At 74.7% G+C, this 24,146-nt stretch carries 26 protein-coding genes; 16 read left to right on the forward strand and 10 right to left on the reverse strand.

The annotated features are described in order from the left end of the window. Window positions 1-77 precede the first annotated feature (77 nt). The gene (locus GBN72_RS13600; protein WP_246212477.1) at window positions 78-1,097 is read left to right on the forward strand and encodes an EamA family transporter; all 1,020 of its coding nucleotides are present in this window, start codon (window positions 78-80) and stop codon (window positions 1,095-1,097) included. 107 nt (window positions 1,098-1,204) lie between these two features. Here GBN72_RS13600 and GBN72_RS13605 read toward each other — a convergent pair whose 3' ends face one another. Beyond that, on the reverse strand, window positions 1,205-1,882 hold the full coding sequence (locus tag GBN72_RS13605) for a pyridoxamine 5'-phosphate oxidase family protein (protein WP_151772054.1): 678 nt from the start codon (window positions 1,880-1,882) through the stop codon (window positions 1,205-1,207). 23 nt (window positions 1,883-1,905) lie between these two features. Between GBN72_RS13605 and GBN72_RS13610 the strand changes: the two genes are divergently transcribed. Both GBN72_RS13610 and GBN72_RS13615 read left to right on the forward strand, forming a co-directional pair. Then, the gene (locus GBN72_RS13610; RefSeq protein WP_151772055.1) at window positions 1,906-3,237 is read left to right on the forward strand and encodes an aminotransferase class I/II-fold pyridoxal phosphate-dependent enzyme; all 1,332 of its coding nucleotides are present in this window, start codon (window positions 1,906-1,908) and stop codon (window positions 3,235-3,237) included. 45 nt (window positions 3,238-3,282) lie between these two features. After that, on the forward strand, window positions 3,283-4,188 hold the full coding sequence (locus tag GBN72_RS13615) for a LysR family transcriptional regulator (RefSeq protein WP_151772056.1): 906 nt from the start codon (window positions 3,283-3,285) through the stop codon (window positions 4,186-4,188). Between the two features lie 43 nt (window positions 4,189-4,231). Here GBN72_RS13615 and GBN72_RS13620 read toward each other — a convergent pair whose 3' ends face one another. Beyond that, a complete protein-coding gene (locus GBN72_RS13620; RefSeq protein WP_151772057.1) occupies window positions 4,232-4,699 on the reverse strand; it encodes a pyridoxamine 5'-phosphate oxidase family protein in 468 nt (155 codons plus the stop codon). A gap of 334 nt (window positions 4,700-5,033) precedes the next feature. On the opposite strand from GBN72_RS13620, the gene GBN72_RS13625 reads away from it, so the two are divergent. The 10 genes from GBN72_RS13625 to GBN72_RS13670 all read left to right on the forward strand — a co-directional run bounded on the left by GBN72_RS13625 (window position 5,034) and on the right by GBN72_RS13670 (window position 13,717). Continuing rightward, window positions 5,034-5,933: a universal stress protein gene (locus GBN72_RS13625; protein ID WP_151772058.1), complete on the forward strand. Its 900-nt coding sequence runs from the start codon at window positions 5,034-5,036 to the stop codon at window positions 5,931-5,933. Window positions 5,934-6,120: 187 nt separating this feature from the next. Continuing rightward, window positions 6,121-6,567: a pyridoxamine 5'-phosphate oxidase family protein gene (locus GBN72_RS13630; RefSeq protein WP_151772059.1), complete on the forward strand. Its 447-nt coding sequence runs from the start codon at window positions 6,121-6,123 to the stop codon at window positions 6,565-6,567. A 186-nt stretch (window positions 6,568-6,753) separates the two neighbouring features. Continuing rightward, on the forward strand, window positions 6,754-7,446 hold the full coding sequence (locus GBN72_RS13635) for a response regulator (protein WP_151772060.1): 693 nt from the start codon (window positions 6,754-6,756) through the stop codon (window positions 7,444-7,446). Between the two features lie 46 nt (window positions 7,447-7,492). After that, entirely contained in the window at window positions 7,493-9,256 is a 1,764-nt protein-coding gene (locus GBN72_RS13640; RefSeq protein ID WP_151772628.1) for a sensor histidine kinase, read from the forward strand. A 26-nt stretch (window positions 9,257-9,282) separates the two neighbouring features. Then, on the forward strand, window positions 9,283-10,038 hold the full coding sequence (locus GBN72_RS13645) for a HipA family kinase (protein ID WP_151772061.1): 756 nt from the start codon (window positions 9,283-9,285) through the stop codon (window positions 10,036-10,038). 35 nt (window positions 10,039-10,073) lie between these two features. Next, on the forward strand, window positions 10,074-10,487 hold the full coding sequence (locus tag GBN72_RS13650; protein WP_151772629.1) for a DUF3037 domain-containing protein: 414 nt from the start codon (window positions 10,074-10,076) through the stop codon (window positions 10,485-10,487). 203 nt (window positions 10,488-10,690) lie between these two features. After that, window positions 10,691-11,452 (forward strand): 3-oxoacyl-ACP reductase FabG, encoded by a 762-nt coding sequence (gene fabG / locus GBN72_RS13655; protein WP_151772062.1) that lies wholly within the window; start codon window positions 10,691-10,693, stop codon window positions 11,450-11,452. Between the two features lie 40 nt (window positions 11,453-11,492). Then, the gene (locus GBN72_RS13660) at window positions 11,493-12,254 is read left to right on the forward strand and encodes an SDR family oxidoreductase (RefSeq protein WP_151772063.1); all 762 of its coding nucleotides are present in this window, start codon (window positions 11,493-11,495) and stop codon (window positions 12,252-12,254) included. A gap of 187 nt (window positions 12,255-12,441) precedes the next feature. Continuing rightward, entirely contained in the window at window positions 12,442-13,110 is a 669-nt protein-coding gene (locus tag GBN72_RS13665) for a uracil-DNA glycosylase (protein ID WP_151772630.1), read from the forward strand. A gap of 163 nt (window positions 13,111-13,273) precedes the next feature. Next, window positions 13,274-13,717 carry a hypothetical protein gene (locus GBN72_RS13670; protein ID WP_151772064.1) on the forward strand — a complete coding sequence of 148 codons (444 nt, stop codon included), beginning with the start codon at window positions 13,274-13,276 and terminating at the stop codon, window positions 13,715-13,717. A 273-nt stretch (window positions 13,718-13,990) separates the two neighbouring features. Here the strand turns inward: GBN72_RS13670 and GBN72_RS13675 are convergent, their stop codons facing one another. Further along, a complete protein-coding gene (locus GBN72_RS13675) occupies window positions 13,991-14,560 on the reverse strand; it encodes a hypothetical protein (protein WP_151772065.1) in 570 nt (189 codons plus the stop codon). Between the two features lie 127 nt (window positions 14,561-14,687). After that, entirely contained in the window at window positions 14,688-16,187 is a 1,500-nt protein-coding gene (gene lnt / locus GBN72_RS13680; RefSeq protein ID WP_151772066.1) for an apolipoprotein N-acyltransferase, read from the reverse strand. Between the two features lie 149 nt (window positions 16,188-16,336). On the opposite strand from lnt, the gene GBN72_RS13685 reads away from it, so the two are divergent. Continuing rightward, complete coding sequence (locus GBN72_RS13685) at window positions 16,337-16,951, forward strand: DUF4291 domain-containing protein (RefSeq protein ID WP_151772067.1); 615 nt, start codon at window positions 16,337-16,339, stop codon at window positions 16,949-16,951. Between the two features lie 15 nt (window positions 16,952-16,966). Here the strand turns inward: GBN72_RS13685 and GBN72_RS34095 are convergent, their stop codons facing one another. From GBN72_RS34095 to GBN72_RS13695, 3 genes are all read right to left on the reverse strand, one after another. After that, entirely contained in the window at window positions 16,967-17,140 is a 174-nt protein-coding gene (locus GBN72_RS34095) for a hypothetical protein (RefSeq protein WP_164540620.1), read from the reverse strand. A 45-nt stretch (window positions 17,141-17,185) separates the two neighbouring features. Further along, window positions 17,186-18,052, reverse strand: coding sequence for an undecaprenyl-diphosphate phosphatase (locus tag GBN72_RS13690; protein ID WP_151772068.1), 867 nt, complete (start codon window positions 18,050-18,052; stop codon window positions 17,186-17,188). A 133-nt stretch (window positions 18,053-18,185) separates the two neighbouring features. After that, window positions 18,186-19,016, reverse strand: coding sequence for a TVP38/TMEM64 family protein (locus GBN72_RS13695; RefSeq protein WP_151772069.1), 831 nt, complete (start codon window positions 19,014-19,016; stop codon window positions 18,186-18,188). 81 nt (window positions 19,017-19,097) lie between these two features. Here GBN72_RS13695 and GBN72_RS13700 point away from each other — a divergent pair, with 81 nt between their 5' ends. After that, entirely contained in the window at window positions 19,098-19,943 is an 846-nt protein-coding gene (locus GBN72_RS13700; RefSeq protein WP_151772070.1) for a spermidine synthase, read from the forward strand. A gap of 143 nt (window positions 19,944-20,086) precedes the next feature. On the opposite strand, the gene GBN72_RS13705 is transcribed toward GBN72_RS13700, so the two are convergent. Together GBN72_RS13705 and GBN72_RS13710 are read right to left on the reverse strand one after the other, a co-directional pair. Further along, the gene (locus tag GBN72_RS13705; RefSeq protein WP_151772071.1) at window positions 20,087-21,445 is read right to left on the reverse strand and encodes an MFS transporter; all 1,359 of its coding nucleotides are present in this window, start codon (window positions 21,443-21,445) and stop codon (window positions 20,087-20,089) included. Between the two features lie 58 nt (window positions 21,446-21,503). Then, window positions 21,504-22,535, reverse strand: coding sequence for a DUF8017 domain-containing protein (locus GBN72_RS13710; RefSeq protein ID WP_151772072.1), 1,032 nt, complete (start codon window positions 22,533-22,535; stop codon window positions 21,504-21,506). 271 nt (window positions 22,536-22,806) lie between these two features. Here GBN72_RS13710 and GBN72_RS13715 point away from each other — a divergent pair, with 271 nt between their 5' ends. Next, on the forward strand, window positions 22,807-23,508 hold the full coding sequence (locus GBN72_RS13715; RefSeq protein WP_151772073.1) for a DedA family protein: 702 nt from the start codon (window positions 22,807-22,809) through the stop codon (window positions 23,506-23,508). 67 nt (window positions 23,509-23,575) lie between these two features. On the opposite strand, the gene GBN72_RS13720 is transcribed toward GBN72_RS13715, so the two are convergent. After that, window positions 23,576-24,109: a gamma carbonic anhydrase family protein gene (locus GBN72_RS13720; RefSeq protein WP_151772074.1), complete on the reverse strand. Its 534-nt coding sequence runs from the start codon at window positions 24,107-24,109 to the stop codon at window positions 23,576-23,578. Window positions 24,110-24,146: the final 37 nt, after the last annotated feature.

Genomic DNA, 24,146 nt, shown 5'->3' on the forward strand with positions numbered 1-24,146 from the left:
GGGAGTGCGCGGGTCCGGGGAATGAGACAGCAGCTACCCGGGATGACGGTCCTGTCGGGTGCTGTCATCATGACTGCGTGCGTGACTCAGGGACAGGCGTGGAGCGTTCCGGGAAGGGTGCGGGACTCGCTCTCGCAGTCCTCTCCGCGGTGGCGTTCGGTGGATCGGGTGTGGCGGCCAAGCCGCTGATCGAAGCGGGGCTCGACCCGCTGGAGGTGGTCTGGCTGCGGATCACCGGAGCGGCGCTGGTGCTGCTCCCGGTGGCGTGGCGCCACCGTGGACTGGTGCGGCGCAGGCCGCTGGTGCTCCTCGGGTTCGGCCTGTTCGCGGTGGCGGGCGTCCAGGCCGCCTACTTCGCGGCCATCTCCCGGATCCCGGTCGGCGTCGCCCTGCTGGTCGAGTACCTGGCGCCCGCCCTGGTGCTGGGCTGGGTGCGGTTCGTGCAGCGCCGGCCGGTCACCCGCGCGGCGGCGCTGGGCGTGGTGCTCGCGGTGACCGGGCTGGCGTGCGTGGTCGAGTTCTGGTCGGGGCTGGCCTTCGACCCCCTGGGGGTGCTGCTGGCCCTCGCCGCGGCCTGCTGCCAGGTCGCCTACTTCGTGCTGGCCGATCACGGCTCCGACGGCGGCCGGGAGGCGCCCGACCCGCTGGGCGTGATCGCCTTCGGCCTGCTGGTCGGCTGCCTGGCGATGACCGTGGTGGCGCGGCCGTGGGGCATGGACTGGGCCGTGCTGGCGGGGACCGTCGGCATGGACGGCACCCCGGTGCGGGCCTGGGTGCTGCTGGCGTGGATCGTGCTGGTCGCGACCGTCCTGGCGTACGTCACCGGTGTGGTGTCGGTGCGGAGGCTGTCGCCGGCCGTCGCGGGCGTGGTCGCCTGCGCCGAGGCCGTGGTGGCAGCGGCGGCGGCCTGGCTGCTGCTCGGGGAGCACCTGGGGGCGGTGCAGCTCGCGGGCGGTGTGCTGGTGCTCGTGGGGGCGCTGGTCGCCCAGTCCTCGACACCGGCCGCGGCCGCTCCGGAGCCGGTGGCCGGAGGCGGCGCGACGGTCGCCCACGCCGTCGACCCCGTGGCGCGGGCCGGGGAGCGCAACGAGGTCTGACGCGGGCCGGGCGCCGTCGCCGCGGCGGGGAGTCCCGCGCGGCGGCCGTGGCGGGCGCGGCCCCCGCGGTGTGCGCCGGCGCCGCGCCCGTCACGGCCGCGCCGCCGTCATCCGAGGACGGCCGCGATGTGCGGCGGGACCTCCGTGCCGGGAGCGAGGTGGGCGTCCGGGAGCGGGGCCTCGTAGCCCTTGCGCAGGGGGAGGACGCCGGCCCAGTGGGGGAGCGCCAGGTCCTCGGGCTCGTCGTTGACGCCGCCGGTGCGGATCTTGGCGGAGACCTCGGTCAGATCCAGCCGCACCACCGCCGTGGCGGCCAGTTCCTTGCGGTCGGCCGGGCGGCACTCCCGCGACCGGCCCGGGACCACGTGGTCGACCAGGGCGTCCAGCGCCGCGCTCCGCTCCTCGGGGTCGGTGACCTGGTACGCCGTGCCCAGCACCACGACCGAGCGGTAGTTGACCGAGTGGTGGAAGGCCGAGCGGGCCAGCACCACGCCGTCGACGTGGGTGACGGTCACACAGACCTGCATGCCCGGCTCCTCGGCGCCCGCCATCCGCATCGGACGCGAGCCGGTGGAGCCGTGGAGGTAGAGGCGCTCGCCGACCCGCGCGTAGATGGTCGGCAGCACGATCGGGGCGCCGTCGCGGACGAAGCCCAGGTGGCAGACCCACCCTTCGTCGAGGATCGAGTGCACGACGTCCTTGTCGTACGAGGCGCGCTGCGCCGAACGGGTCGGGACGGTGCGCTCGGTAGCCGTGTACTGGGCCCCCTGCATGGCGTTCTCCATTGTATTAGTGCATAATAATGTTTGTGCTAGGAGATTATCGGATCACGGGACGTCGCGCCACAGAGATTGCCGCCGACGTGGAGGGCGCGGTGAGCGCCGGGATGCTCGAACCGGGGCAACAGCTGCCTCCCATGCGGGAGTTGGCGGAGGAACTGGGGGTGAATCCGAACACCGTCGCATCCGCCTACCGGATCCTGCGCGAGCGCGGGGTGATCGAGACGGCGGGACGCAAGGGCAGCAGGGTGCGGCCGAGGCCCGCCACCACGGGACGTGACGAGATCCGGGTCCAGGTGCCGGCCGGGGTGCGCGACGTCTCCAAGGGCAACCCCGACACGGCGCTGCTGCCCCCGCTGGCGCCCGCCTTCGCCGCGGCCGCCGCGCGGACGGACGCGGCGCCGGTGCTCTACGGGCACCACCCCCTCGACCCGGACCTGGTGCGGATCGCCCGCGCGGACCTCGACGCCGACGGAGTGCCCGACGGCCCCCTCGCCGTCACCTCCGGGGCGCTCGACGCCATGGAACGGGTGCTGGGGGCCCACCTCCGGCCCGGTGACGCGGTCGCCGTGGAGGACCCGGGATGGGGCAGCGTGTTCGACCTCGTCCCGGCGCTCGGGCTGCGGGTCGTGCCCGTCGGCGTGGACGACGAGGGCCCGCTGCCGGACGCCGTGGCGCGGGCGCTGGAGGCCGGCGCCCGGGCGCTGGTGGTGACCGACCGGGCGCAGAACCCCACGGGGGCCGCGGTGAGCGCCGCGCGGGCCGGGGCGCTGCGCGAGGTGCTGGGCCTGCACCCCGGGACCCTGCTGATCGAGGACGACCACGGGTACGGCATGGTCGACCTGCCGCTGCATCCGCTGGCCGGGGCCACCCGTTCCTGGGCGTTCGTCCGCTCGGCGGCCAAGGCGTACGGGCCCGACCTGCGGCTCGCGGTGCTGACCGGGGACGCGGTCACCGTCGACCGGGTCCGCGGCCGCCAGCGGCTGGGGCCGGGCTGGGTGAGCCGGGTGACGCAGCGGGCGGTGGTGGAACTGTGGACCGGCGGGGCCGTCGACCGGGCCGCCGTCGCCGGGTCCTACGGTCGCCGGCGCCGGGCACTGATCGCTGAACTGCGGCGGCACGGCGTCCCGGCGCACGGGCGCAGCGGGGTCAACGTGTGGATCCCGGTGCCCGACGAGACCGGGGCGGTCGCGGCGCTGCTCCAGGCCGGGTGGGCGGTCGCGCCGGGGGCGCGGTTCCGGATGGAGAGCGGACCGGCGGTCCGGGTGACGGTCTCGACGCTCACCGAGGGCGACATGGCGGCACTGGCGCGGACGGTGGCCCGGGCACTGGAGGGCGGCCCGGCGCGCAGGCTCGTCTGACGAAGGCCCGTGGGGCGCGGCCGGGGCCCTCGTAGCATCGCCGTCATGATGAACCTCGAACGCCTGCGGGTCCTGGACGCGCTGGCGCGGCACGGGTCCGTGGGCGGTGCCGCCGAGGCGCTGCACGTGACCACCTCGGCGGTCTCGCAGCAACTGGCCAAGCTGGAGCGGGAGGCCGGGGAACGGCTGATCGCCAAGCACGGCCGCGGGGTGCGGCTCACCGACGCGGGCCTGCTGCTGGCCCAGCACGCGGCACGCATCCTGGTGCAGGCGGAACGGGCGCGGGCGGACCTGGAGGCGCGGCGCGGATCCGTGGCGGGCGAGCTGCGGGTCGCGGCGTTCCCGACCGCCGCCCGGGGCCTGCTGCCCCGGGCGCTCGCGGCGCTGCGCGCGGAGCACCCCGCGCTGCGGGTGCGGTCCTGGGAGGTCGACCCGGGGGCGGCGGTGGTGGGCGTGGCACGCGGCGACCACGACCTCGCCGTGGTGCTCGACTGGCACGACCGGCCGCTGGCGGTTCCGGATGGGCTGCGGACGGCCCCGCTCCTCGACGACCCCGCCGAGGCGGCGCTCCCGGCCGGGCACCGGCTCGCCGGGGAGGCGGAGATCGATCTCGCCGAGCTGGCCGGGGAGGAGTGGATCACCTGGGGCGCGGGGGAGTTCTGCCACGAGTGGCTGCTGGCCACCCTGCGGGCCAGGGGCGTCGAGCCGGACCTCGCCCACCGGGCCCCCGAGACGCACACCCAGCTCGCCCTGGTGGCGGCCGGCCTGGGCGTGTGCGTGGTGCCCGCGCTGGGCCGGGAGCCGGTCCCCGACGGCGTGGTGACCGTGCCGTTGCGGCCGCGGGTGTCGCGCCACGTCTACGCGGTGTGGCGGCAGGACGCGGACCGGCGGCCGGCGATCCGCGCGGTGGTCGCGGCCCTGCGCGCGAGCGGTGGGCGCGGCGAGGGGTGAGGGCGCCCGCCGCCCGCCGCCCGCCCGCCCGCCGCGCGGCGGGTCAGCTCCGGGGGATCTTGCGGAAGTCCCAGGAGGCCACGGCCTGCGGTGTGAGGCGGATCCAGGCGTGCCGGTGGTCGTGAGGCAGCTCCTCCAGGCCGAAGTACTTGCGGGCGAACAGGGTTTCCACGACGTCCAGTTCGGGGCACGGCTCGCCGGTGCGGGGGACCTCGCCGACGAACTCGGCGGTGCCGGACAGCTCCGCGCCGCGCAACTGCCCGTACTCCTCACCGGAGTCGACCACCACGGCCACCCGCGGGTCCTTGCGCAGGTCGGCCCAACGACGGCTGCGGGTGAGGGAGTAGAGCCAGAGAGAGAAGCCGTCCCAGACGAACCACAGGGCGCTCACGTGCGGGGCGCCGTCCGGTGAGACGGTGGCGACACGGCAGGTGCGCCCGGTGGAGAGGAACGCGTCCAGTTCCTCCGCCGTCATCATGATCTTCCGGCCACGCCGCTGCTCCGCTGCCATGTGCTGCCTTTCCCGGTCTCGTCGCCGGCGCGCCGCCGGCCAGCACACTCTCACCCGGGCCCCGGCGGGGGACAAGGGGCCGGCCCCCGCGGGCGGTCCGGCGCCCGGGCCCGCCGCCCCGGCCGTGCATCCGGACACGGGCCGTGCATCCGGAGACGGACCGTGCATCCGGAGACGGGCCGTCCGTCCGGCGCGCCCGGGCCACCCGCCGCCGGTCCGCCGACCGGCCTCGGCCGGATGGGGCCGGTCGGCCCTGCCCGGAGGTCCTGAGGCCCACGCGCGACGGCCCCGTCCCCCGGCAGGCTGACGGCAGACGCCGATCCAGGAGGCCACCATGACCCGCACCATCATCGCCGCGATCGACGGTTCCCCGGCGAGCCGTGCCGCCGCCGGCTGGGCCGCCCGCGAGGCGCGGCTGCGCGGGCTGCCGCTGAAGCTCGTCCAGGTGTGGGAGCCGCTGCCCGACCGCCTGGCCGCCGCCACCGCCACCGACCTCGCGACCCTGGAGCACTGGAGCGGCAAGGTCCTGCGCTCGGTGGCCGAGGAGATCGCCGGGCGCCACCCCGGCCTGGACCTGTCCGAGGAGCTGATCGCCGGACGGCCGGCCGAGGTGCTTCCGGAGGCGGCCGCCGACGCCGAACTGCTGGTGCTGGGCTCGCGCGGCCTGGGCAGGCTGGGCGGGTTCCTGGTCGGCTCGGTGGGACAGGCCGTGGTCGCCGCCGGCCGCACGCCGGTGGTCCTGGTGCGGGCGGGGGAGACGGCAGCCGACGAGCACCTGCCCACGGCCGGGAACGCGACGGACGCCGCCTTCCGGCCCGTCGTCCTCGGCATCGACACCGAGCGGCCTAGCGACGCCGTCATCGCCTTCGCCTTCGAGGAGGCGGCCCGCCGTCACGCCCCCCTGCGCGTGGTGCAGAGCTGGACGCTGCCGCCGTACACGGTCCACGCCGTGGCCGCCACGGTCGACCTGTACGACCAGTACGCCCGGGAGATGGCCGGGCTGCTGACCGAGACGCTGGCGCCGTGGCGGGAGAAGCACCCCGAGGTCCGGGTGACCGAGGTCTCGCGCACCGGCGGGGCCGCCGACCATCTGCTGGACGCGGCGGCGGCGGCCTCCCTCGTCGTCGTCGGACGGCGCGTCCGGCGCGGCACGCTCGGCATCCACATCGGGCCGGTCGCCCACGCGGTGATGCACCACGCCACCGTGCCCGTCGCGGTCGTCGCTCACGACTGACCACGACCGGCCGTGCCCGCTCCGGGCCCGCGGCGGCGGAGCGGGCACGGGGCCCAACGGCCCACCGCGGCCGGGACGGGTGGCCGCGCCGGAGACGGCCGGAGGACCCTCGCACGAGAAGGGGGCGAACCCCGAGAATCGACGCACATCCTCTGCATTTCCGCACCGGGCGAAAGACGGAACGGCCATGTACCGCAACGACGGATTCCGCGAACTCGACCGCCGGGAGAGCCTGCGCCTGCTGGCGACCGCCGCCATCGGCCGGATCGTGCACACCCGGCAGGCACTGCCCGCCGTGCTGCCGGTGAACTTCCGCCTGGACCACGACGGCGCGGTGGTGCTGCGCACCTCGGCCGCCTCCGAACTGGCCCGGGCCGTCGACGGGACCGTCGTCGCGTTCGAGGCGGACGAGGTCGACCGGGTGGCGGGAGCGGGCTGGAGCGTCGTCGTCACCGGGGCCGCCGAGGTGGTGACCGACCCGCGGGAGCACCGGCGCCTGCTGGAGCGCGGACCCCGCTCCTGGGTACCGGTGCCCGCGCGGCAGGAGGTCTTCATCCGGATCCTTCCCGAACTGGTCACCGGCCGGGAGGTGATCGGCGGGCACGCTCCGCACACGGCCGGCCTCGGATCCTGAGGCGGACCCGGCCGCCGGGGCGACCGGCCGATGGGCGACCCTGTAATCCGGGGCCGACCGGCCGGGGGCCCGAGGGCCGTCCGGCCCTGTCGGCCCCCGGCCCGGGCCGGAGATGCTCTCCGGCGGGGGCCGGCCCAGTCGGGCGGCGCCGTACGACGGCGCGGCGGACCTGCGAGAAGGAGAACGATGTCGGACACCGGGCGGACCGGAACCGAGGGCCCGGTCAGGGTCTTCCTGCTGGACGATCACGAAGTGGTGCGGCGGGGCGTACGCGACCTGCTGGACGACGAGCCGGACATCACCGTGGTGGGCGAGGCCGGAACCGTCGAGCAGGCCATGGTGCGCGTGCCGGCGCTGCGCCCGCAGGTCGCCGTGCTCGACGTGCGCCTGCCGGACGGCGACGGGGTGTCCGTCTGCCGGGAGCTGCGGTCGCGGATGCCGGACCTGGCCTGCCTGATGCTCACCTCGTTCGACGACGAGGAGGCCCTGCTGGACTCCATCATGGCCGGGGCCTCCGGGTACGTGCTCAAGCAGATCCAGGGATCCGACCTGATCTCCGCCGTGCGGATGGTCGCCCAGGGCAAGTCGCTGCTGGACCCCAGCGCCACCGCCAAGCTGATGGCCCGGCTCAGGGCCGGGGCGGCCCCGGAACCGGAGCCCGAGCCGCTGCCCGGGCTGACCGAACGGGAGCGGGAGATCCTCGCGCTGGTGGGCGAGGGCCTGACCAACCGGCAGATCGGGCAGCGGCTCTACCTCGCCGAGAAGACCGTCAAGAACCACATCTCGCGGCTGCTGGCCAAGCTCGGCGTCGAGCGCCGTATCCAGGCGGCCGTCATCGCCAGCCAGGTACAGGACCGGCAGGGCCGCGACCAGCACTGAAAGGCCGACGGTGGGCAGCACCGACGCATCGCACGAGCAGCCGCGGATGCGGCTGCCCCAGCTCCAGCTCGACGAGCTGCTGCAGGAGGTCCAGGCACGGCTCGACCTCGCCCGGGGCACCCGGGACCGGGTGCACAGCCTCCTGGACGCGGTTCTCGCGGTCGGCAGGGAACTTGACCTCCAACAGGCGCTCCGCGGCATCGTGGAGGCGGCCGCGTCCCTGGTCGACGCCCGGTACGCGGCGCTCGGCGTGATCGGCCCGGACGGCCGGCGCCTCTCCGCCTTCCACACCGTCGGGGTGGACGAGAACGGGATCTCGGAGATCGGCGCCCACCCCGAGGGACACGGCATCCTCGGCGAACTGATCCGGCGTCCGCGGCCGCTGCGGCTCACCCGGCTCTCCGAGCACGCCTCCTCCTTCGGCCTGCCCCCGAACCACCCGCCGATGGACAGCTTCCTGGGCGTCCCGATCCGGGTGCGCGACCAGGTCTTCGGCAACCTCTACCTGACCGAGAAGCGGGGCGGCGCCCAGTTCGACGAGGACGACGAGGCGGTGCTGTCCACGCTGGCCGTCGCGGCGGGGGTGGCGATCGACAACGCCCGCCTCTACGAGGAGTCGCGGCTGCGCGAGCGGTGGCTGCGCGCCAACGCGGAGGTCACCCACAGCCTGATGTCCGGCACCGGCCGCACCGAGGTGCTCCGGCTGGTCGCCGACCGCGCCCGCGAGATCACCGGGGCGGCCCGCGCCCTGGTCGCCGTCCCGGTCGACGGGGGCGAGACCCTCCGGGTCGAGCTGGCCACCGGCGCCGACGGCGAGAGGTTCCACGGCGCCGAGACGAGACCCGGCAGCGGCCTGCTCGGCACCGCCTTCTCCTCGGCCGCGCCGGTCACCAGCGACGACGTCGCCCACGACGAGCGGCTCGCCACCTCCGCCGCCCGGGTCACCGGGCTCGGTCCCGCGGTCGCCCTGCCCATCGGCACGGGCGACACCGAGGTGCGGGGCGTGGTGATGCTGATGCGCGAGGCCGGGGAGCCCGTCTACACCGAGCAGGAGACGGAGCCGCTCCAGGCGTTCGCCGCCCAGGCCGCCATCGCCATGGAACTGGCCGACCGCCGCCACGACGCCGAGCGGGTGGCCGTGCTCCAGGACCGCGACCGGATCGCCCGCGACCTGCACGACCTCGCCATCCAGCGGCTGTTCGCCACCGGGATGACCCTCCAGAGCGCCGGCCGGTTCATCGAGCACCCGCGGGCCGCGGACCGGGTGGTGCGCGCGGTCGACGACCTGGACGAGACCATCAAGATCATCCGGTCCACCGTCTTCGGCCTCCGCTCCCACGCCGACGGGACCCCGTCCGGACTGCGGGCGCGGGTGGTGCGGGTGGCCGGCCGGGCCGCCCCGGTGCTCGGGTTCGCGCCCGCCGTGCGGATGCAGGGCCTGGTCGACACCGACGTGTCCCCGAGGATCGCCGACCACGTGGTGGCCGTGCTCTCCGAGGCGCTGACCAACGTCGCACGGCACGCACACGCGAGCCGGGCCGACGTCTCGCTGGAGACCGACCGGCGGGCCGTGCGGCTCACCGTCACCGACGACGGCGTCGGCATGCCCTCCGGAGGCCGCCGCAGCGGGGTGCGCAACATGGGCGAACGCGCCGGACAACTCGGCGGGACCATGGACCTGAGCACCCCCGACGGCGGCGGCACCCGCCTGGTCTGGCACGTGCCGCTGGGCGGCGACCACGTGCCGCCGGGCGGCGACGCGGGCCCGCCGGCCACGGCCCAGGCAGGCCCGGAACCCCGCCGATCATGAGGGGCGGCACCGTATAGCCTGGGCGGATGCTCAGCGAAGTCGCAGCCTCCCGCTTCGTCACGCCCTTGCGTGAGGGCGGGTCCATGCCCGGGCTCGTCGAGGCGGACGACCTCGGCCTCTACGTGCTCAAGTTCCGCGGCGCCGGTCAGGGCCCCAAGACGCTCACCGCCGAGGTGGTGTGCGGGGAACTGGCCCGGCGGCTCGGCCTGCGGATGCCCCGCCTGGTCGCCGTGGACCTCGATCCCGCGCTCGGGCTCGGCGAACCCGACCGTGAGGTGCAGGACCTGCTGCGTGGCAGCGGCGGACTCAACCTCGGCATGGAGTTCCTCGGCGGCGCCGTCGGCTTCGACCCGCTGGCGTTCCACGTCACCCCCGAGGAGGCCGGGCGGATCGTCTGGTTCGACGCCCTCGTCAACAACGTGGACCGGTCCTGGCGCAACCCCAACCTGCTCATGCACCGGGGCGGGCTCTGGCTGATCGACAACGGCGCCACCATGATCTGGCACCACAACTGGCCCGCCGCCGAGGCCTCCGCGGCACGGCCGTACAACGCCGCCGACCACGTCCTCGCCGGGTTCTCCCCGGACGTCGCCGCGGCCGCCGCGGCCCTGGCGCCGCTGGTGACCGGCGAACTCCTCGCCGAGGTCACCGCCGAGATCCCCGACGCCTGGCTGGCCGACGAGCCCGGGTTCGGCTCGCCCGACGAACTCCGTCGCGCCTACGCCCGCCCACTGCTGGCGCGCGCCGCCGGCATCCACCGACGCATCGAAGGACTGAAGTGAGCCGGCACGTCGAACGGCACGACGCCGACCGCCAGGTGTTCACCCGCAACGTCGTCGACCGGCGCGCCCGCGACCGGCAGGTCTACGAGTACGCGCTGCTGCGGGCCGTGCCGCGGGTCGAGCGGGGCGAATGCGTCAATGCCGGCGTGCTGCTCTACTGCCGCGGCGAGCGGTTCGTCGCGGCGCGGACCCATCTGGACGAGGCGCGGCTGCTCGCCCTGGACCCGCGGGCCGACGTGGCCGCCGTGCGGGCCGCGCTGCGCGCGGTGGAGGCCGTCTGCGCGGGCGGCGACGCGGCCGGCCAGGCCGCCGGGGACGACGCCGGCAAGAGGTTCCGGTGGCTGGTCGCGCCCCGGTCCACGGTGCTCCAGCCCGGCCCGGTGCACACCGGTCTGACGGCCGATCCGGCGGCCGAGGCCGACCGGCTGCTGGACCTCCTCGTCCGATAGGCGCCCCTCACGGTCCCCCGGACCGGTCAGGTGGATCACATCGCGCGGTGGCCCGTTGACAGCGGGTGCCCGGGCTTCTAGCGTCACGTCCTGTCGAGGGTACTAAGCGGTCGCTCATCCGCCGGGCGAGTCGTTCGGGCCGAGGCCGCACCGCAGGATCACCGAAGGCGTACCAGGCTTTCCGAGGGCGAGGAGAACCACCCATGTCCACCACTGAGCAGCGAGTCGCGGTAGTCACCGGTGGCGCGCGCGGCATCGGCGCCGCCACCGCCGTCCGGCTGGCCGCCGAGGGCCGCGCCGTCGCGGTCATCGACCTGGACGAGGCCAACTGCAAGGACGTCGTCGAGCAGATCACCGCGGCCGGCGGCAAGGCGATCGGCGTCGGCTGCGACGTCTCCGACGAGGCGCAGGTGGAGGCCGCCGTCGCCCGGATCGCCGAGGAGCTCGGCGCGCCGACCGTCCTGGTCAACAACGCGGGCGTGCTCCGCGACAACCTGCTGTTCAAGATGAGCGCCCTGGACTGGGACACCGTCATGAACGTCCACCTCAAGGGCGCCTTCCTGATGGCCCGCGCCTGCCAGAAGTACATGGTGGACGCCAAGTTCGGCCGCATCGTCAACCTGTCCTCGTCGTCGGCGCTGGGCAACCGCGGCCAGGCCAACTACTCCGCCGCCAAGGCCGGTCTGCAGGGCTTCACCAAGACGCTCGCCAAGGAACTCGGCAAGTTCGGCATCACCGCCAACGCCGTCGCCCCCGGCTTCATCGCCACCGAGATGACCAAGGCCACCTCCGACCGCGTGGGCGTGGACTTCGAGGACTTCAAGAAGGGCGCCGCCGCGATGATCCCGGTCCAGCGGGTCGGCGTTCCCGAGGACATCGCCAACGCCGTCGCCTTCTTCACGGGCGAGGAGGCCGGCTTCGTCTCCGGCCAGGTCCTGTACGTGGCCGGCGGCCCCCTCAACTGACACCGGACCGCGCGGTACCGGGACACGGAGGTAATCCCACATGACCGACAAGCCCGAGCTCTCCGGCCAGGTCGCCGTCATCACCGGCGCCAGCCGGGGCATCGGCTTCGGCATCGCCGAGGCGTTCGTCGCCCGCGGTGACCGCGTCTGCATCACCGGACGCAACGAGGAGGCGCTGAAGGAGGCCGTCGAGCGCCTGGGCGCCGACCGGGCCATCGGCGTCGCCGGCAAGGCCCACGACCTGGAGCACCAGGAAGCGGTCGTCGCCGCCACCATGGAGGCGTTCGGCCGGATCGACCACCTGGTCAACAACGCCGGTACGAACCCGGTCTTCGGGCCGATCGCCGACGTCGACCTGAACGTCGCGCGCAAGGTCTTCGAGACCAACGTGATCTCCGCGCTCGGCTTCGCCCAGAAGACCTGGGCGGCCTGGCAGCGGGAGAACGGCGGCACCATCGTCAACATCGCCTCGGTCGCCGGTGTCCAGGCCTCGCCGTTCATCGGCCCCTACGGCATCAGCAAGGCCGCGATGATCAACCTGACCCTGCAGCTGGCGCACGAGTTCTCGCCGCGGGTCCGGGTCAACTCGATCTCGCCCGGAGTGATCAAGACCAAGTTCGCCGAGGCGCTGTACGAGAACCGCGAGGCCGAGGTGGCGGCCGGCTACCCGCTCGGCCGCCTCGGCGTGCCGGAGGACATCGGGGGCGCGGCCGCGTTCCTCACCTCGGAGGCCTCCGGCTGGATCACCGGGCAGAACCTGGTGATCGAGGGCGGTCTCTTCCTGAACGCCGGTGTCGCCTGACCGGCACCGGTGACGGGCGCGGGCCCGGTGGCCGGCGGGAAACCGCCGGCGCCGGGCCCGCGCCGCGTCGGCGGCCCTCACGCCCCCGCGCGCCCCGGCCCGCCGGTGGCGTTGTCGGTGGTCGCCTGTAGGTTCCAGACCTGGAAGTGACCGCACACCGGAGGACGTTGACGTGACCGACATCGCCATGCTGCCCGAGTCCTGGCGCGGGGTTCTGGGCGGCGAACTGGAGCAGCCCTACTTCAAGGAGCTGACCGGGTTCGTCGAGGAGGAGCGGGCGAACGGCCCCGTCTACCCGCCCCGCGAGGAGGTCTTCGCGGCCCTCGAGGCGACGCCCTACGACAAGGTCAAGGTCCTCGTCCTCGGCCAGGACCCCTACCACGGCCCCGGCCAGGGCCACGGCCTGTGCTTCTCCGTCCGGCCGGGCGTGCGGACGCCCCCGTCGCTGCGGAACATCTACAAGGAGATGCAGGCCGAACTCGGCCACCCGATCCCGGACAACGGCTACCTGATGCCCTGGGCGGAGCAGGGTGTGCTGCTGCTCAACGCGGTGCTCACGGTCCGCGAGAGCGAGCCCAACTCGCACAAGGGCAAGGGCTGGGAGAAGTTCACCGACGCCGTCATCCGCGCGGTCGTCGACCGGCCCGACCCGGCCGTCTTCGTGCTGTGGGGCGCCTACGCCCAGAAGAAGCTGCCGCTGATCGACGAGACCCGGCACGCGGTGGTCAAGGGCGCGCACCCCTCGCCGCTGTCGGCCAAGAAGTTCTTCGGCTCGCGGCCGTTCACCCAGATCGACGCCGCGATCGCGGCCCAGGGCCACGAGCCGATCGACTGGCGGATCCCGGACCTCGGCTGAGACCCGGGTTCCGACCCGTCCGGCCGTCCGCCGAAGGGGAGTGTGCGGCCGACCGGACCGCGTCGCCGGGCGGTGCGGGCCCGGTGGCCCTAGCGTCGACCGCGGGCCCGCCGTGCGGCGGACCCGCGGGTCATGCCGGGAGCGGCGGGCGACGGAGGACGCGATGGAGCTTCAGGAACCGGACGCGAACGGACTCGCGGTGAGGACCCGGATCGGCCAGGCCGTGCTGCTGCACCACGGCGGTGACCGCGAGGAGGCGCGGGGACGTTTCCTCGGTCTGTGGGAGGAGATCGGCGCCGACGGCGACGCCTTCCACCGCTGCGCCCTCGCCCACTACCTGGCCGACACGCAGGACGACCCCGCGGACGAACTGGCCTGGGACCTGCGGGCGCTGTCAGCCGCCGAGGAGCTGATGGAGTCGGTGCGGTCGCTGTACCCCTCGCTGCACCTCAACATCGCCGCCGACTACGCCAAACTGGGCTGCCCGGAAGCGGCCCGCAGCCACCTCGGCCGGGCCAGGTCGGCGGCCGAGGGACTGCCGTACGACGGTCACGGGACCCGGGTACGCGAGGCGATCCGGTCACTGGAGGCCGGTCTGGAGCCGTGAGGGGCGCCCGGCGGGGCCCGCTCGGGCCCCGGACGGCTTCCGCCTCTCGGAGGGCTCACGGCCTCCCGAGAGTTCACGGCGTCCGTGGAGCTCATCGCCTTCGGAGGGCTCACGGCGTCCGGAGGGCTTACGGCGTCCGGAGGGCTCGCGGCGTCCGGAGGGCTTACGGCGTCCGGAGGGCTCGCGGCATCCGTTGAGCTCATCGCCTTCGGAGGGGCCACTGCCTCGGGAGGTTCACGGCCCGGTCTCGCCGGTGCCACCCGGCCCCGCCGCTCACTTGGTGGCGCGGTTCTGCATGTTCCGGCACATCGCCTCCTCGGCGCTGCCCTGACGCCAGCCGCCGTACTCGGTGCCGATGCCGCAGGCGTCGACCGAGCCGCCCCTGACCCCGCGGGGCCTGTCCGGCCGGTCGGCGGCCTCGCGGCCGCGGTCGCCGCCCCGCGGCGGAGCGGGGCGGTCGTCCTTGTCCCGCGTGTCGCCGGAGCCGCCGGAACCGGACCCGCCACGGCCCGTGTCCTCGTCGTCCCGGGCCTTCGGGGCGTCGTCGGCCTCCTTGCCCTTCTTGCCGCCCTTGCCGGCCTTCCCCTTCTTGCCGGCCTTCCCCTTGCCGCCGTTCTCGCCGTCCTCGTCCGCGTCGCCGCCGGAGCCGGACTCGGCGCCGCCCGGGCCGCCGGACTTCACGCGCAGCGGCTCGCCCTTGCCGTCCGGGCCGGGCGCGGAGCGGGCGGACGGCGCGGTGGAGGCGCCGGGGGGCGCGGTCGCGGGGGGAACCGTCACGCAGCCGGAGAGGGCGACACCGGAGAGGGTGACGAGAAGCAGTGCGGTGGTCGTCGTTCGCTTCACCCTCGTCACTCTGGAGGGTGCGGGCCGACGGAGAACAGCCGACAGGCGGGCGGTCCCTTCGTACGGGTGACGCCGGGCCGCCGGGGTTGCCGCGCGCCGGGCGGCGGGCGGGACGGGCGGCGGGCCGTCAGCGGCGGCGGGACATCACGCGGCCGGCGGCCAGGACCAGCAGCACGGCGGCGGCGCACGGCAGGGGCCAGGCACCCCAGGTGGTGTACAGCGTGGCTCCGGGCCCGGCCAGGGGGAGCGTGTGGACCGAGACCCCGCGATCCGAGGTGCCGAGCCGGGGGCCCACCTGGTGCCCGGAACCGTCGTACACGGCGGAGACCCCGGTCAGGGTGGCGTGCGCCACCGGCACGCCCGTCTCGGCGGCGCGCAGCGCGGCCAGCGAGGCGTGCTGCTCCGGGGCCCAGCTCTCCTGGAAGGTGGAGGTGGCGGACTGGACGACCAGCAGCCCCGCGCCCTCGGCCGCGAGATGCCTGCTCATGTCGGGGAAGGCCGACTCGAAGCAGACCAGCGGCCCCAGCGTCAGCCCGGGAGCGGCGTCCATGACCACCGGGTCCGAGCCCCGGCGGCGGTCCTCGTCGGCCGCCCGCCCCACCGAGGTGGCCCAGCCGAGCAGCGACCTCAGCGGCACGTACTCGCCGAACGGGACCAGCCGCATCTTGTCGTAGCGGTCCCCGGTGGGCCCGTCCGGCCCGACCAGCACCGCGCTCTTGTATATCCCGGGACGGTCCGAGCGGCGGGCGTCCACGTTCACCAGCAGCGGCGCGCCGGTCCCGCGGGAGAGCTCGGCCAGCCTGCGGGTCAGGTCCGGCCGGGCGCCGAGGTCCGCGCCCACGCTGCTCTCGCCCCAGACCACCAGGTTTACCCCGCGCCCGGTCAGGGAGCGGGTCAGGCGCTCCTGGAGGGCGAAGCGCCGCTCGGGTGCGTCCGCGCCGGAGACCACGCCCGGCTGCACCAGCGCGACCCTGGCCGTGTCGCCCGGGGCGGGCCGCGGCGCCCACGCCCAGGCCGACACGGTGCCCAGCACCACGGCGGCCAGCGCGGCCACCGCCGGAACGCGGGCGGTACGGACCGCGACCAGCAGCGTCACGGCCGTGTTGACGCAGACGAGCAGGAAGCTCAGCAGCCAGACGCCGCCCACTGAGGCCAGCTTCAGGGCGGGAGCCGTCTGCCACTGGCTCGCGCCCAGCATGGCCCAGGGGCCGCCGAGGCCCTGCCAGGAGCGGACCAGTTCGATCATCAGCCAGGCCGACGGCAGGGCGGCCGGCGCGGCGGCGGCACGGCGGGCCGAGGGCGTGCCGGCCAGCAGCCGCCGGGCCAGCACGCCCCACGGCGCCCACAGTGCCCCGAGGAGCACCGCCGGGACCGGCGTGAAGACGTGCAGGCTCGGCAGCAGCCAGTGGTGCGCGGCGAGCATCAGCCCGAAGCCGCCGCACCAGCCGTCCAGTGCGGCCCGCCGGCCGGTCGGCGCGCGGCGGACCAGCAGGAGCCAGGGCACCAGTGCGACGGGGGCGATCCACCACCAGCCGGGCTCGGGGAAGGCGAGCACCGGCAACGCCCCCGCCACGGCGGCCGCCACCGGCCGCCGCCAGGAGGAAGTGATCCAACGCCCGGCCGTCATGTCCACCAAGTGCCCGCGATCCGCGCGGCGAGACGGGTCGTGCGGGACGGAAACGCGCGGGTCGGACGCGCGGGACGTCGGCGCGGGAGGCAAGCGCGCGGGAGGTAAACGTGTGGCGCACGCCGGGGCGCGTCGGCGAGGCTGGCGCGATGAGCGAGCACGACACCCCCGAGCCCGGCCCCCGCCACCAGGTCAGGGCGGTCCACACGGAGGACACCGTCACCGTCTACCAGGCCTATCGGCCCGCCATCGGGCTGCCCGCCGCGCGTGACGGGCGGTTCCCGCAGGAGTGGAAGCGGGACCGGATGACCTGGATCAAGCCGTCCTTCCTGTGGATGATGTACCGCTGCGGCTGGGCCGCCAAGGAAGGCCAGGAGACGGTGCTGGCCGTGGAGATCCGCCGGGAGGGGTTCGAATGGGCCCTGCGCAACGCCTGTCTCTCGCACTACGTGCGCGGCACGCACGAGGACCGGGCGTCCTGGAGCCGGAGGCTGCGGCGGGCGCCGGCCCGGGTGCAGTGGGACCCGGAGCGGGACCTGAGGCTGCGGCCGCTGCCCCACCGGTCGCTGCAGCTGGGGCTGGCGGGTGAGGCGGCGGCCCGGTACGCGGACGAGTGGATCGTGTCCGTCGAGGACGTGACGCCGAAGGCGCACGCGATCCACGCGCACGTCAGGGCGGGTGACATGGCGGGGGCGGCGGCGCTGCTGCCGCCGGAGCGGGTGTACCCGCTCGACGCGGAGGCCTTCGCGCACCTGCTGCCCTGAGCCGGTGCGGCGGACCTAGACCGGCTGCAGTGCCTCGGCGCGCACGGCGCGGGCCCACTCGACGACCAGCTGTTCGTACCGGGCGCGGTCCTGGGCGGTCGGCGCGCCGCTGGAACGGAGCCACAGGGCGCGGATCATGTCGTTCAGCTCGGCGGCGGAGCGCGCGGGGACCTCGGAATTGAGGAGCATGGCGCCCACCCTAGGGGCAAGGTATGACACTCCGCTACCGCCCGGCTACAGTTCGGCCGCGTGCGGGCTGAGCACACCGGCCCCGATCAGGCCGAGAATCACCAGGCCAAGGGCGATCCGGTACCAGACGAACGGCATGAAGGACTTGGTCGAGATGAAGCGCATGAACCAGGCGATCACCGCGTAGCCGCAGAGGAACGCGACCACGGTGGCGAAGACGGTCGGCCCCCAGGAGATGTGGGACCCCTTCATGGCGTCGCCGAGTTCGAAGAGGCCGGAGGCGAGCACGGCCGGAATGGCCAGCAGGAAGGAATACCGGGCGGCGGCCTCCCGGCGGTAGCCCATGAAGAGGCCCCCGCTGATGGTGGCGCCGGACCGGGAGACCCCGGGGATCAGGGCCATGGCCTGGCAGACGCCGAAGATCAGGCCGTCGCGGAACCCGAGGTGCGAGAGGTCCTTCGGCTGCCGGACGCGGTGGCGCCCGCCCGTCTCGGCGCGTTCGGCCAGGCGGTCGGCGACGCCGATCGCGACGCCGACCACGATCAGCATGGTGGCGGTGACCCGCAGATCACGGAACGGGCCCTCGATGTGGTCCTTCAGCGTCACGCCGAGCACGCCGATCGGGATCGAGCCCACGATCACCAGCCAGCCCATCTTCGCGTCGTGGTCCCGCCGCATCTCCCGGTCCCGCAACGAGCGGAACCAGGCGGAGACGATGCGGCCGATGTCCTTGCGGAAGTAGATCAGGACCGCGATCTCGGTTCCGATCTGGGTGATCGCGGTGAACGCGGCCCCCGGGTCCCTCCAGCCGGAGAACGCGGCGGTCAGCCGCAGATGGGCACTGGAGGAGATGGGGAGGAACTCGGTCAGCCCCTGGACGAGCCCGAGGACGAGTGATTCGAACCAAGACATGGGTAAAGGCAGTCCCAGCGCTGATCGGGGAGGACGGGAGGACGACGGCCACGACGGCTCGGGCACTGTAGCGGCCCCGGGCCGTCCGTCCGGTGATCTGCGGGTGAACGCGACGCGTCGTGCCGTCGACCGGTCAGCGGCCGCGCAGGTGGTGCCGTTTGCGCCAGGCGACGAGCGTGCCGCCCATGGCCGGGAGGGCGATGACCGCCACCGCGATCAGGAAGGCGGGCGAGGTGGGGCTGGAGGCCTGGGACCCGGCGACCGCGTACGCGGCGGTGTTGGGGACCGAGCCCAGCGCGGTGGCCGACAGGAACGAGGAGGCGCGCATCCGGGAGACGGAGGCGCAGTAGTTGGCGGCCGAGAACGGGACGCCCGGGAAAAGTCTCAGCACCATCATCGAGCGGAACCCGTGCCGGCTCAGCTGGCTGTCGGCGGACCGGAGCCAGCGGGCGCGCAGCAGCGGCCGCAGCGCGTCCTGGCCGAGCAGGCGGCCCAGGCCGAAGGCGAGACCTGCGCCAAGCACCGTGCCGCCGAGCGCCGCGGCCAGGCCCAGCCAGGCCCCGAAGAGCGCGCCGGCCGCCAGGTTGAGCACCGGGCGCGGCACGAAGGCCACCGTGCACAGGCCGTAGGCCACGCCGAAGACGGCCGCGGCGAGGCCGCCGCCGAACTGGGGCGGCCAGCCCTCGGAGACCAGCCGCTGCGGCTCGAACATCAGGACCACGGAGGCGGCGGCGGCGAGGAGCGCCAGCAGCAGGCCGAGCCGGGCCCACGGCGAGAGGAGGAGGCGGGCGCAGCGGGCCATCGGAGCACGGGGGAGCGGTGCGGGGGGCGCGGCCACGGAGGCCGCGTGGGCCGGGGGATGCGGAAGGGGCGGGAGGACGGGCGGGGCGATCACTAATCCAGCTGCCTCGGCGGGGGACGGAGCCGAAACGGTGCCCCCGGAGCGGGTGGTGGCATCGAGCATTCGGCGACAGTAACCGAGGATGTGGGGTGATCGCCTCCTGCCGTGGCGTACGACATACCGTCATACCGGCACAATGGCCGGGTGAACGAGCCCGTACCCGTGACCCGCGCCGTCGACCACGGCACCGCCAAACTGATGCCGGACGTGGACCGCGAGCGGGCCTGGCTGCTGACCGTCGACGGGGCGCCGCAGTCCTACGTCGACCTCGACGAACCGGCGCATCTGGAGTTCGAGTACACCCGCCGGATCGGACACCTGGTGGACACCCTGGGGGAGCCGGGGAAGGCGCTGGACGCGGTGCATCTGGGGGGCGGGGCGCTCACGTTGCCGAGATATGTGGCGGGGACCCGGCCGGGGTCGCGTCAGCAGGTGGTCGAGTACGACAGCGGGCTGCTGGAACTGGTGCTGGAGCACCTGCCGCTGCCGGAGGACAGTGGGGTGCGGCCACATGTGGGGGACGCACGTGTGTGGTTGGAGTCGGCCCCGCCGGAGAGCGCGGACCTGGTGGTGGCGGACGTGTTCGGCGGCTCCAGGGTGCCGGCGCACCTGGCCTCCCTGGGGTTCGTGCGGGAGGCGGGGCGGGTCCTGCGGGGGGAGGGCGTGTACGTCGCCAACCTCGCGGACGGCGCGCCGTTCGCGTTCCTGCGGTCCCAGATCGCCACGGTCGCGGAGGTCTTCGGGGAGACGGCGCTGATCGCCGAGCCGGGGATGCTGCGGGGACGGCGGTTCGGCAACGCGCTGCTGGTCGGCTCGCGGGGCGCGCTGGACGTCGCCGCGGTGGCCCGGCGGACGGCGTCGGACGCGTTCCCGGCGCGGGTGGTGCACGGCGAGGCCCTGCGGGACTTCACCGGCCGAGCACGTCCCGTCGCCGACGCGGACGCGGTGCCGTCGCCGGAGCCGCCGGAGGGGGCCTTCGGCATCGGCTGAGCCCCTGACGCCCCGTGCCGCCCGCGGAGGGGCACGGGGTGCGCACCCGGCGACGCGGGGCGCGGGCGCACCTGGCGACGCGGGGCGCGGGGTGGGTACCCCGCGGCCCCGTCACGGGGCGGCACGGGTGCGTGGGCCGGCGGTCAGGCCACGTCGGACGCTGTGGGGGCGGCGGCGCGGGGGGCCGCCGGGGCCCCGGGGGCGGACGCCCCAGCGGGTTGCTCGGCGGATGCCGGGGAGGGTTTTCCGGCGAGGGCGACGCCCGGGCCGACGGGCGGCGTGACGCGGCGGGTGAGGTTGCGGACGTCGGGGACGAGGAGGACCGCGGCGGTCACCAGGACGACGAGGCCCGCGCAGCCCCACAGCGCGCTGGTGCGGCCGAACGCGGTCTCTGCCGGTCCGGCCAGCGCCGTGGCCAGCGGCACCATGGCGATCGAGCCGAACCAGTCGTAGGCGGAGACCCGGGACAGCTTGTCCTCCGGTATCTCCTGGTGCAGCGCCGTCATCCAGGAGACGCCGAAGACCTCGACGGTCACGCCCGTCACGAACATCACCGACCACAGCACGCCGGTCGGCACCGGGACCGCGAGGGCAGCGCTGGGCAGGGCGAGCGGAAAGACGCACAGGGTGCCGGCCAGGAGCAGGCGGCGCGGTTTCCAGCGGGTCATCAGGAGACCGCCCACCATCGTGCCCGCGCCGAACGCGGCCAGGGCCAGACCCCAGGGGCCCGCGCCGCCCAGACTGTCCCGGGCGACCAGCGGCCCGTACACCGCCTCGGCCGCGCCGACCACGGCGTTGGCGACCGAGAACTGGACGACGATGCCCCACAGCCAGGGCCGTGAGGCGAACTCCCGCCATCCCTCGCGGAGGTCGGAGAGCATGCCTCCGCCGGGCTCACGCGGCGCGATGCCGCGGACGTCGAGCAGCGCGCGCAGCGAGGCGGCGACCGCGAAGGCGGCGGCGTCCACGGCCAGCACCCAGCCGGGCCCCATCGCGGCGACCATCGCACCGCCGAGGGCCGCGCCGCCGAGCGAGGCGCCGTGCATCGCCATGCGGTAGACGGCGAAGGCCCGGGCGGCCTCGCCGGGAGCGACGGAGGAGAGCAGCATGCCCTCCGAGGCGGGGCCGAAGAACGCCTGCGCGGCGCCGCCGAGACCGGCCAGCAGCATCATCTGCCACAGCCGCGCCTCCCCGGCGAGGACCAGGGCGGCGAAGGCGGCCTGGGAGAGGCAGTTGACGGTGTTCGCCGCCACCATCACCCGGTGCCGGGGAAGCCGGTCGGCGATCGCGCCGCCGATGAGCAGGAACAGCACCAGCGGCAGCGTGCGGGAGGCGACCACCAGGCCCACGTCGCCGCCCGTGCCGCCGGACTCGAGCACGGCGAAGGCCGAGGCGATGGTGGCGCCCGCGCCGCCCAGGTTGGTGACGCAGGCGGCTGCGGTGAGCAGGGTGTAGTTGCGGCGGCCGCCGGTGCGCGGCGACAGGGCGGGAGGGGTGGTCACCCCCGCACTATCGCCGCCGACCGGCGCCGCTGCCAAACCCGTTTCCGGTCGCCGGGCGTCAGCCGGTGGGAGTGCCCTCAAGCCGGACCGTGTCGAGGATCTTCATGATGGTGTCCTCCGACAGCTCGTCGTCGACGCCGGAGGCCCCGTAGAGGCTCCAGGCGACGAAGTCGCCGTTGGAGTTCTTGAAGCCGAAGGTCACGGCCTTGCCGTCGGTGGCGCACTTGCCCTTGGCCGGGGTGTTCTCCGAACGGGCCCAGGCGATGCTGCCCTCGACGCCGGAGGCGGTGGTGTAGGGCTCCGCCTTCTCGTCGGCCTTGATGCTCTTCTTGTCGGGCTGCGTGTAACCGCCGAAGACCCAGATGGGGGAGTGGTTGAGCGCCACCTCGTCGGTGTCCTTCGCCCCGTTGGCGCCCTTGGTGCCGACCGCCGCCAGGGCGGTCTCGTCCTCGCGGCCGTCCTTGTCGTCGTCCGAGACGCACCACTTCGACTTGTAGTACGCCGGCGCCGACATGACGATCAGCGGCTTGCCGATCTCCCCGCCGTCCTCCTCGAACCCGATGAAGGTGTCCGGGCTCTCCACCTCCCAGTCCGCCGGGACGTCGAAGGCGGTGCCCCACTTGGGGTTCACCACGACCTTCCAGCCCGGGACGGTCGGCTTCAGCTCCTCGCCGCCGCGGGGGTTCTCGCCCCCGGCGGCGCTCTCCTTCGGGGAGGCGGACTTCGAGGCGGACGCGGACGGCTTGGCGTCACCGCCGGCCACGGCCTTCCCGTCGTCGTCGCCGAGCACCAGGAAACCGGTCACCGCGGCGGTCAGCACCACGGCCGAGGCCGCGACGATCGCGACCAGCTTGGTCCGCCGCGACGGGTCCACCGGCCCGCCGCCGGGGGACTGCGCCGGGCCCGCGGGCACGGCGGGGCCCCACTGTCCCTGCGGGGTGTACGGACCTTGCTGCGGCTGCTGCTGGTAGCCGGGCTGCTGGTACGGGTTGGGCTGCTGCTGGTACCCCGGCTGCTGGTAGGGGTTCACCGGCTGCTGCGGGGGGTTGGGGTTCTGCTCGCCACCGGGCGGCTGCTGTCCTGGCCACATGGCTCGTAACCCTAGTGGCGCGCGGACACGCTTTGGTCACCGTTCGTCGTCCGTGAGGTACCGGAGCGGGGCCGGTGGCGGCCGTGCCGACCGGATCCGCCCCCGACGGGGCGGCCGGGTTACGGCCGGTGGACGGTAGGCTTCCCGGCAGCGGGCGCGGGTGCGGGCACGGGTGCCGACGCCCCCCGCGCCGTTGAGGCGAACACGGCGAACACGCGCACCGGTCGGTGGTGACCGGACGACCGGCGACGAACGCAGGAAGAAGGCACAGGTGCACGTCCAGGAGTGGCTCGAGACGGTGCCGGCGGGCGCGGTCTACGCGTTGGTGGGCATCGTCATCGGACTGGAGAGTCTGGGTATCCCGCTGCCCGGCGAGATCGTGCTGGTCTCCTCGGCCCTGCTGTCCTCCCAGCACGCCGGCATCGATCCGCTGATCCTCGGCATCTGCGCGAGCGCCGGCGCGATCGTCGGCGACTCGATCGGCTACGCGATCGGACGCAAGGGCGGCCGGCCGCTGCTGGCCTGGCTGGCGGCGAAGTTCCCGAAGCACTTCAGCGAGGGGCATGTGGCCGCCGCGGAGAAGTCCTTCGACAAGTGGGGGATGTGGGCCGTCTTCTTCGGCCGGTTCGTCGCCCTGCTGCGGATCTTCGCCGGCCCCCTGGCGGGCGTGCTGCGGATGCCGTACTGGAAGTTCCTGATCGCCAACGTCACCGGCGGCATCGTCTGGGCCGGCGGCACCACCGCGGTCATCTACTACGTCGGCATCGTCGCCGAGGCATGGCTGAAGCGGTTCTCCTGGGTGGGGCTGGTGCTCGCGGTGGCCGTCGGCATCACCTCCATGGTGCTGATGAAGCGCCGGGCCGCCCGGATGACGGCCTCCCACCCCGGGACGGACGCGGTGGAGCCGGCCGGGGAGGACACGACGCCGCCGGCGGAGGCCGGGCGGGAGCCCGAGCCGGCCACCGAGCGCTGAGGCCGCGAGCCCGCGGCGCCGAGTCCCGGGTCCGGGTCCGGGCCCGGGGGCCCGAACCCGCGGCGGCTCAGTCGCCCGCGTGGGCTGCGCGGTGGGTCTTCGCCAGTTCGGTGTAGTGGGCCGCGTTCAGCTTGAGCCCCTCACGCTCCTCCTCGGTGAGCTCCCGCCGCACCTTGGCGGGCACCCCGGCGACCAGGGAGCCCGGCGGCACCCGCATCCCCTGCGGCACCAGCGCCTGCGCGGCCACCAGCGAACCGGCGCCGATCACCGCGCCGTTGAGCACGGTGGCCCCCATGCCGATCAGGCAGTCGTCCTCCACGGTCGCGCCGTGCACCACCGCGTTGTGGCCGATGGAGACGCCCCGGCCGATGGTGACCGGGAAACCCGGGTCGACGTGGAGCGTGCAGTTGTCCTGGACGTTGCTGTCCTCGCCGACGACGATCGGGCCCGCCTCCGACCGCAGCACCGCGCCGTACCAGACGCTCGCGCCCCGGCGCAGCGTCACCTCGCCCAGCAGGACGGAGGTGGGCGCCGCGTAGGCGTCCTCCTCCAGGACCGGTTCCTTGCCGCCGATGCCCGCGACCAGTGCCTCGTGCGCCATTGCCCCTCCTCGTGGTGGCTGTTCCCCGGCACGCTAT

The sequence above is a fragment of the Streptomyces abyssomicinicus genome, from assembly GCF_008974245.1.
GTDB lineage: Bacteria > Actinomycetota > Actinomycetes > Streptomycetales > Streptomycetaceae > Streptomyces > Streptomyces abyssomicinicus.

Coding starts and splice junctions, on each gene's coding strand:
- GBN72_RS13605 (WP_151772054.1), bottom strand. CDS start 1,882: ATGGAGAACGCCATGCAGGGGGCCCAGTACACGGCTACCGAGCGCACC.
- GBN72_RS13615 (WP_151772056.1), top strand. CDS start 3,283: ATGATGAACCTCGAACGCCTGCGGGTCCTGGACGCGCTGGCGCGGCAC.
- GBN72_RS13620 (WP_151772057.1), bottom strand. CDS start 4,699: ATGGCAGCGGAGCAGCGGCGTGGCCGGAAGATCATGATGACGGCGGAG.
- GBN72_RS13625 (WP_151772058.1), top strand. CDS start 5,034: ATGACCCGCACCATCATCGCCGCGATCGACGGTTCCCCGGCGAGCCGT.
- GBN72_RS13630 (WP_151772059.1), top strand. CDS start 6,121: ATGTACCGCAACGACGGATTCCGCGAACTCGACCGCCGGGAGAGCCTG.
- GBN72_RS13635 (WP_151772060.1), top strand. CDS start 6,754: ATGTCGGACACCGGGCGGACCGGAACCGAGGGCCCGGTCAGGGTCTTC.
- GBN72_RS13640 (WP_151772628.1), top strand. CDS start 7,493: ATGCGGCTGCCCCAGCTCCAGCTCGACGAGCTGCTGCAGGAGGTCCAG.
- GBN72_RS13645 (WP_151772061.1), top strand. CDS start 9,283: ATGCTCAGCGAAGTCGCAGCCTCCCGCTTCGTCACGCCCTTGCGTGAG.
- fabG (WP_151772062.1), top strand. CDS start 10,691: ATGTCCACCACTGAGCAGCGAGTCGCGGTAGTCACCGGTGGCGCGCGC.
- GBN72_RS13660 (WP_151772063.1), top strand. CDS start 11,493: ATGACCGACAAGCCCGAGCTCTCCGGCCAGGTCGCCGTCATCACCGGC.
- GBN72_RS13665 (WP_151772630.1), top strand. CDS start 12,442: ATGCTGCCCGAGTCCTGGCGCGGGGTTCTGGGCGGCGAACTGGAGCAG.
- GBN72_RS13670 (WP_151772064.1), top strand. CDS start 13,274: ATGGAGCTTCAGGAACCGGACGCGAACGGACTCGCGGTGAGGACCCGG.
- lnt (WP_151772066.1), bottom strand. CDS start 16,187: ATGACGGCCGGGCGTTGGATCACTTCCTCCTGGCGGCGGCCGGTGGCG.
- GBN72_RS13685 (WP_151772067.1), top strand. CDS start 16,337: ATGAGCGAGCACGACACCCCCGAGCCCGGCCCCCGCCACCAGGTCAGG.
- GBN72_RS34095 (WP_164540620.1), bottom strand. CDS start 17,140: ATGCTCCTCAATTCCGAGGTCCCCGCGCGCTCCGCCGCCGAGCTGAAC.
- GBN72_RS13690 (WP_151772068.1), bottom strand. CDS start 18,052: ATGTCTTGGTTCGAATCACTCGTCCTCGGGCTCGTCCAGGGGCTGACC.
- GBN72_RS13695 (WP_151772069.1), bottom strand. CDS start 19,016: ATGCTCGATGCCACCACCCGCTCCGGGGGCACCGTTTCGGCTCCGTCC.
- GBN72_RS13710 (WP_151772072.1), bottom strand. CDS start 22,535: ATGTGGCCAGGACAGCAGCCGCCCGGTGGCGAGCAGAACCCCAACCCC.
- GBN72_RS13720 (WP_151772074.1), bottom strand. CDS start 24,109: ATGGCGCACGAGGCACTGGTCGCGGGCATCGGCGGCAAGGAACCGGTC.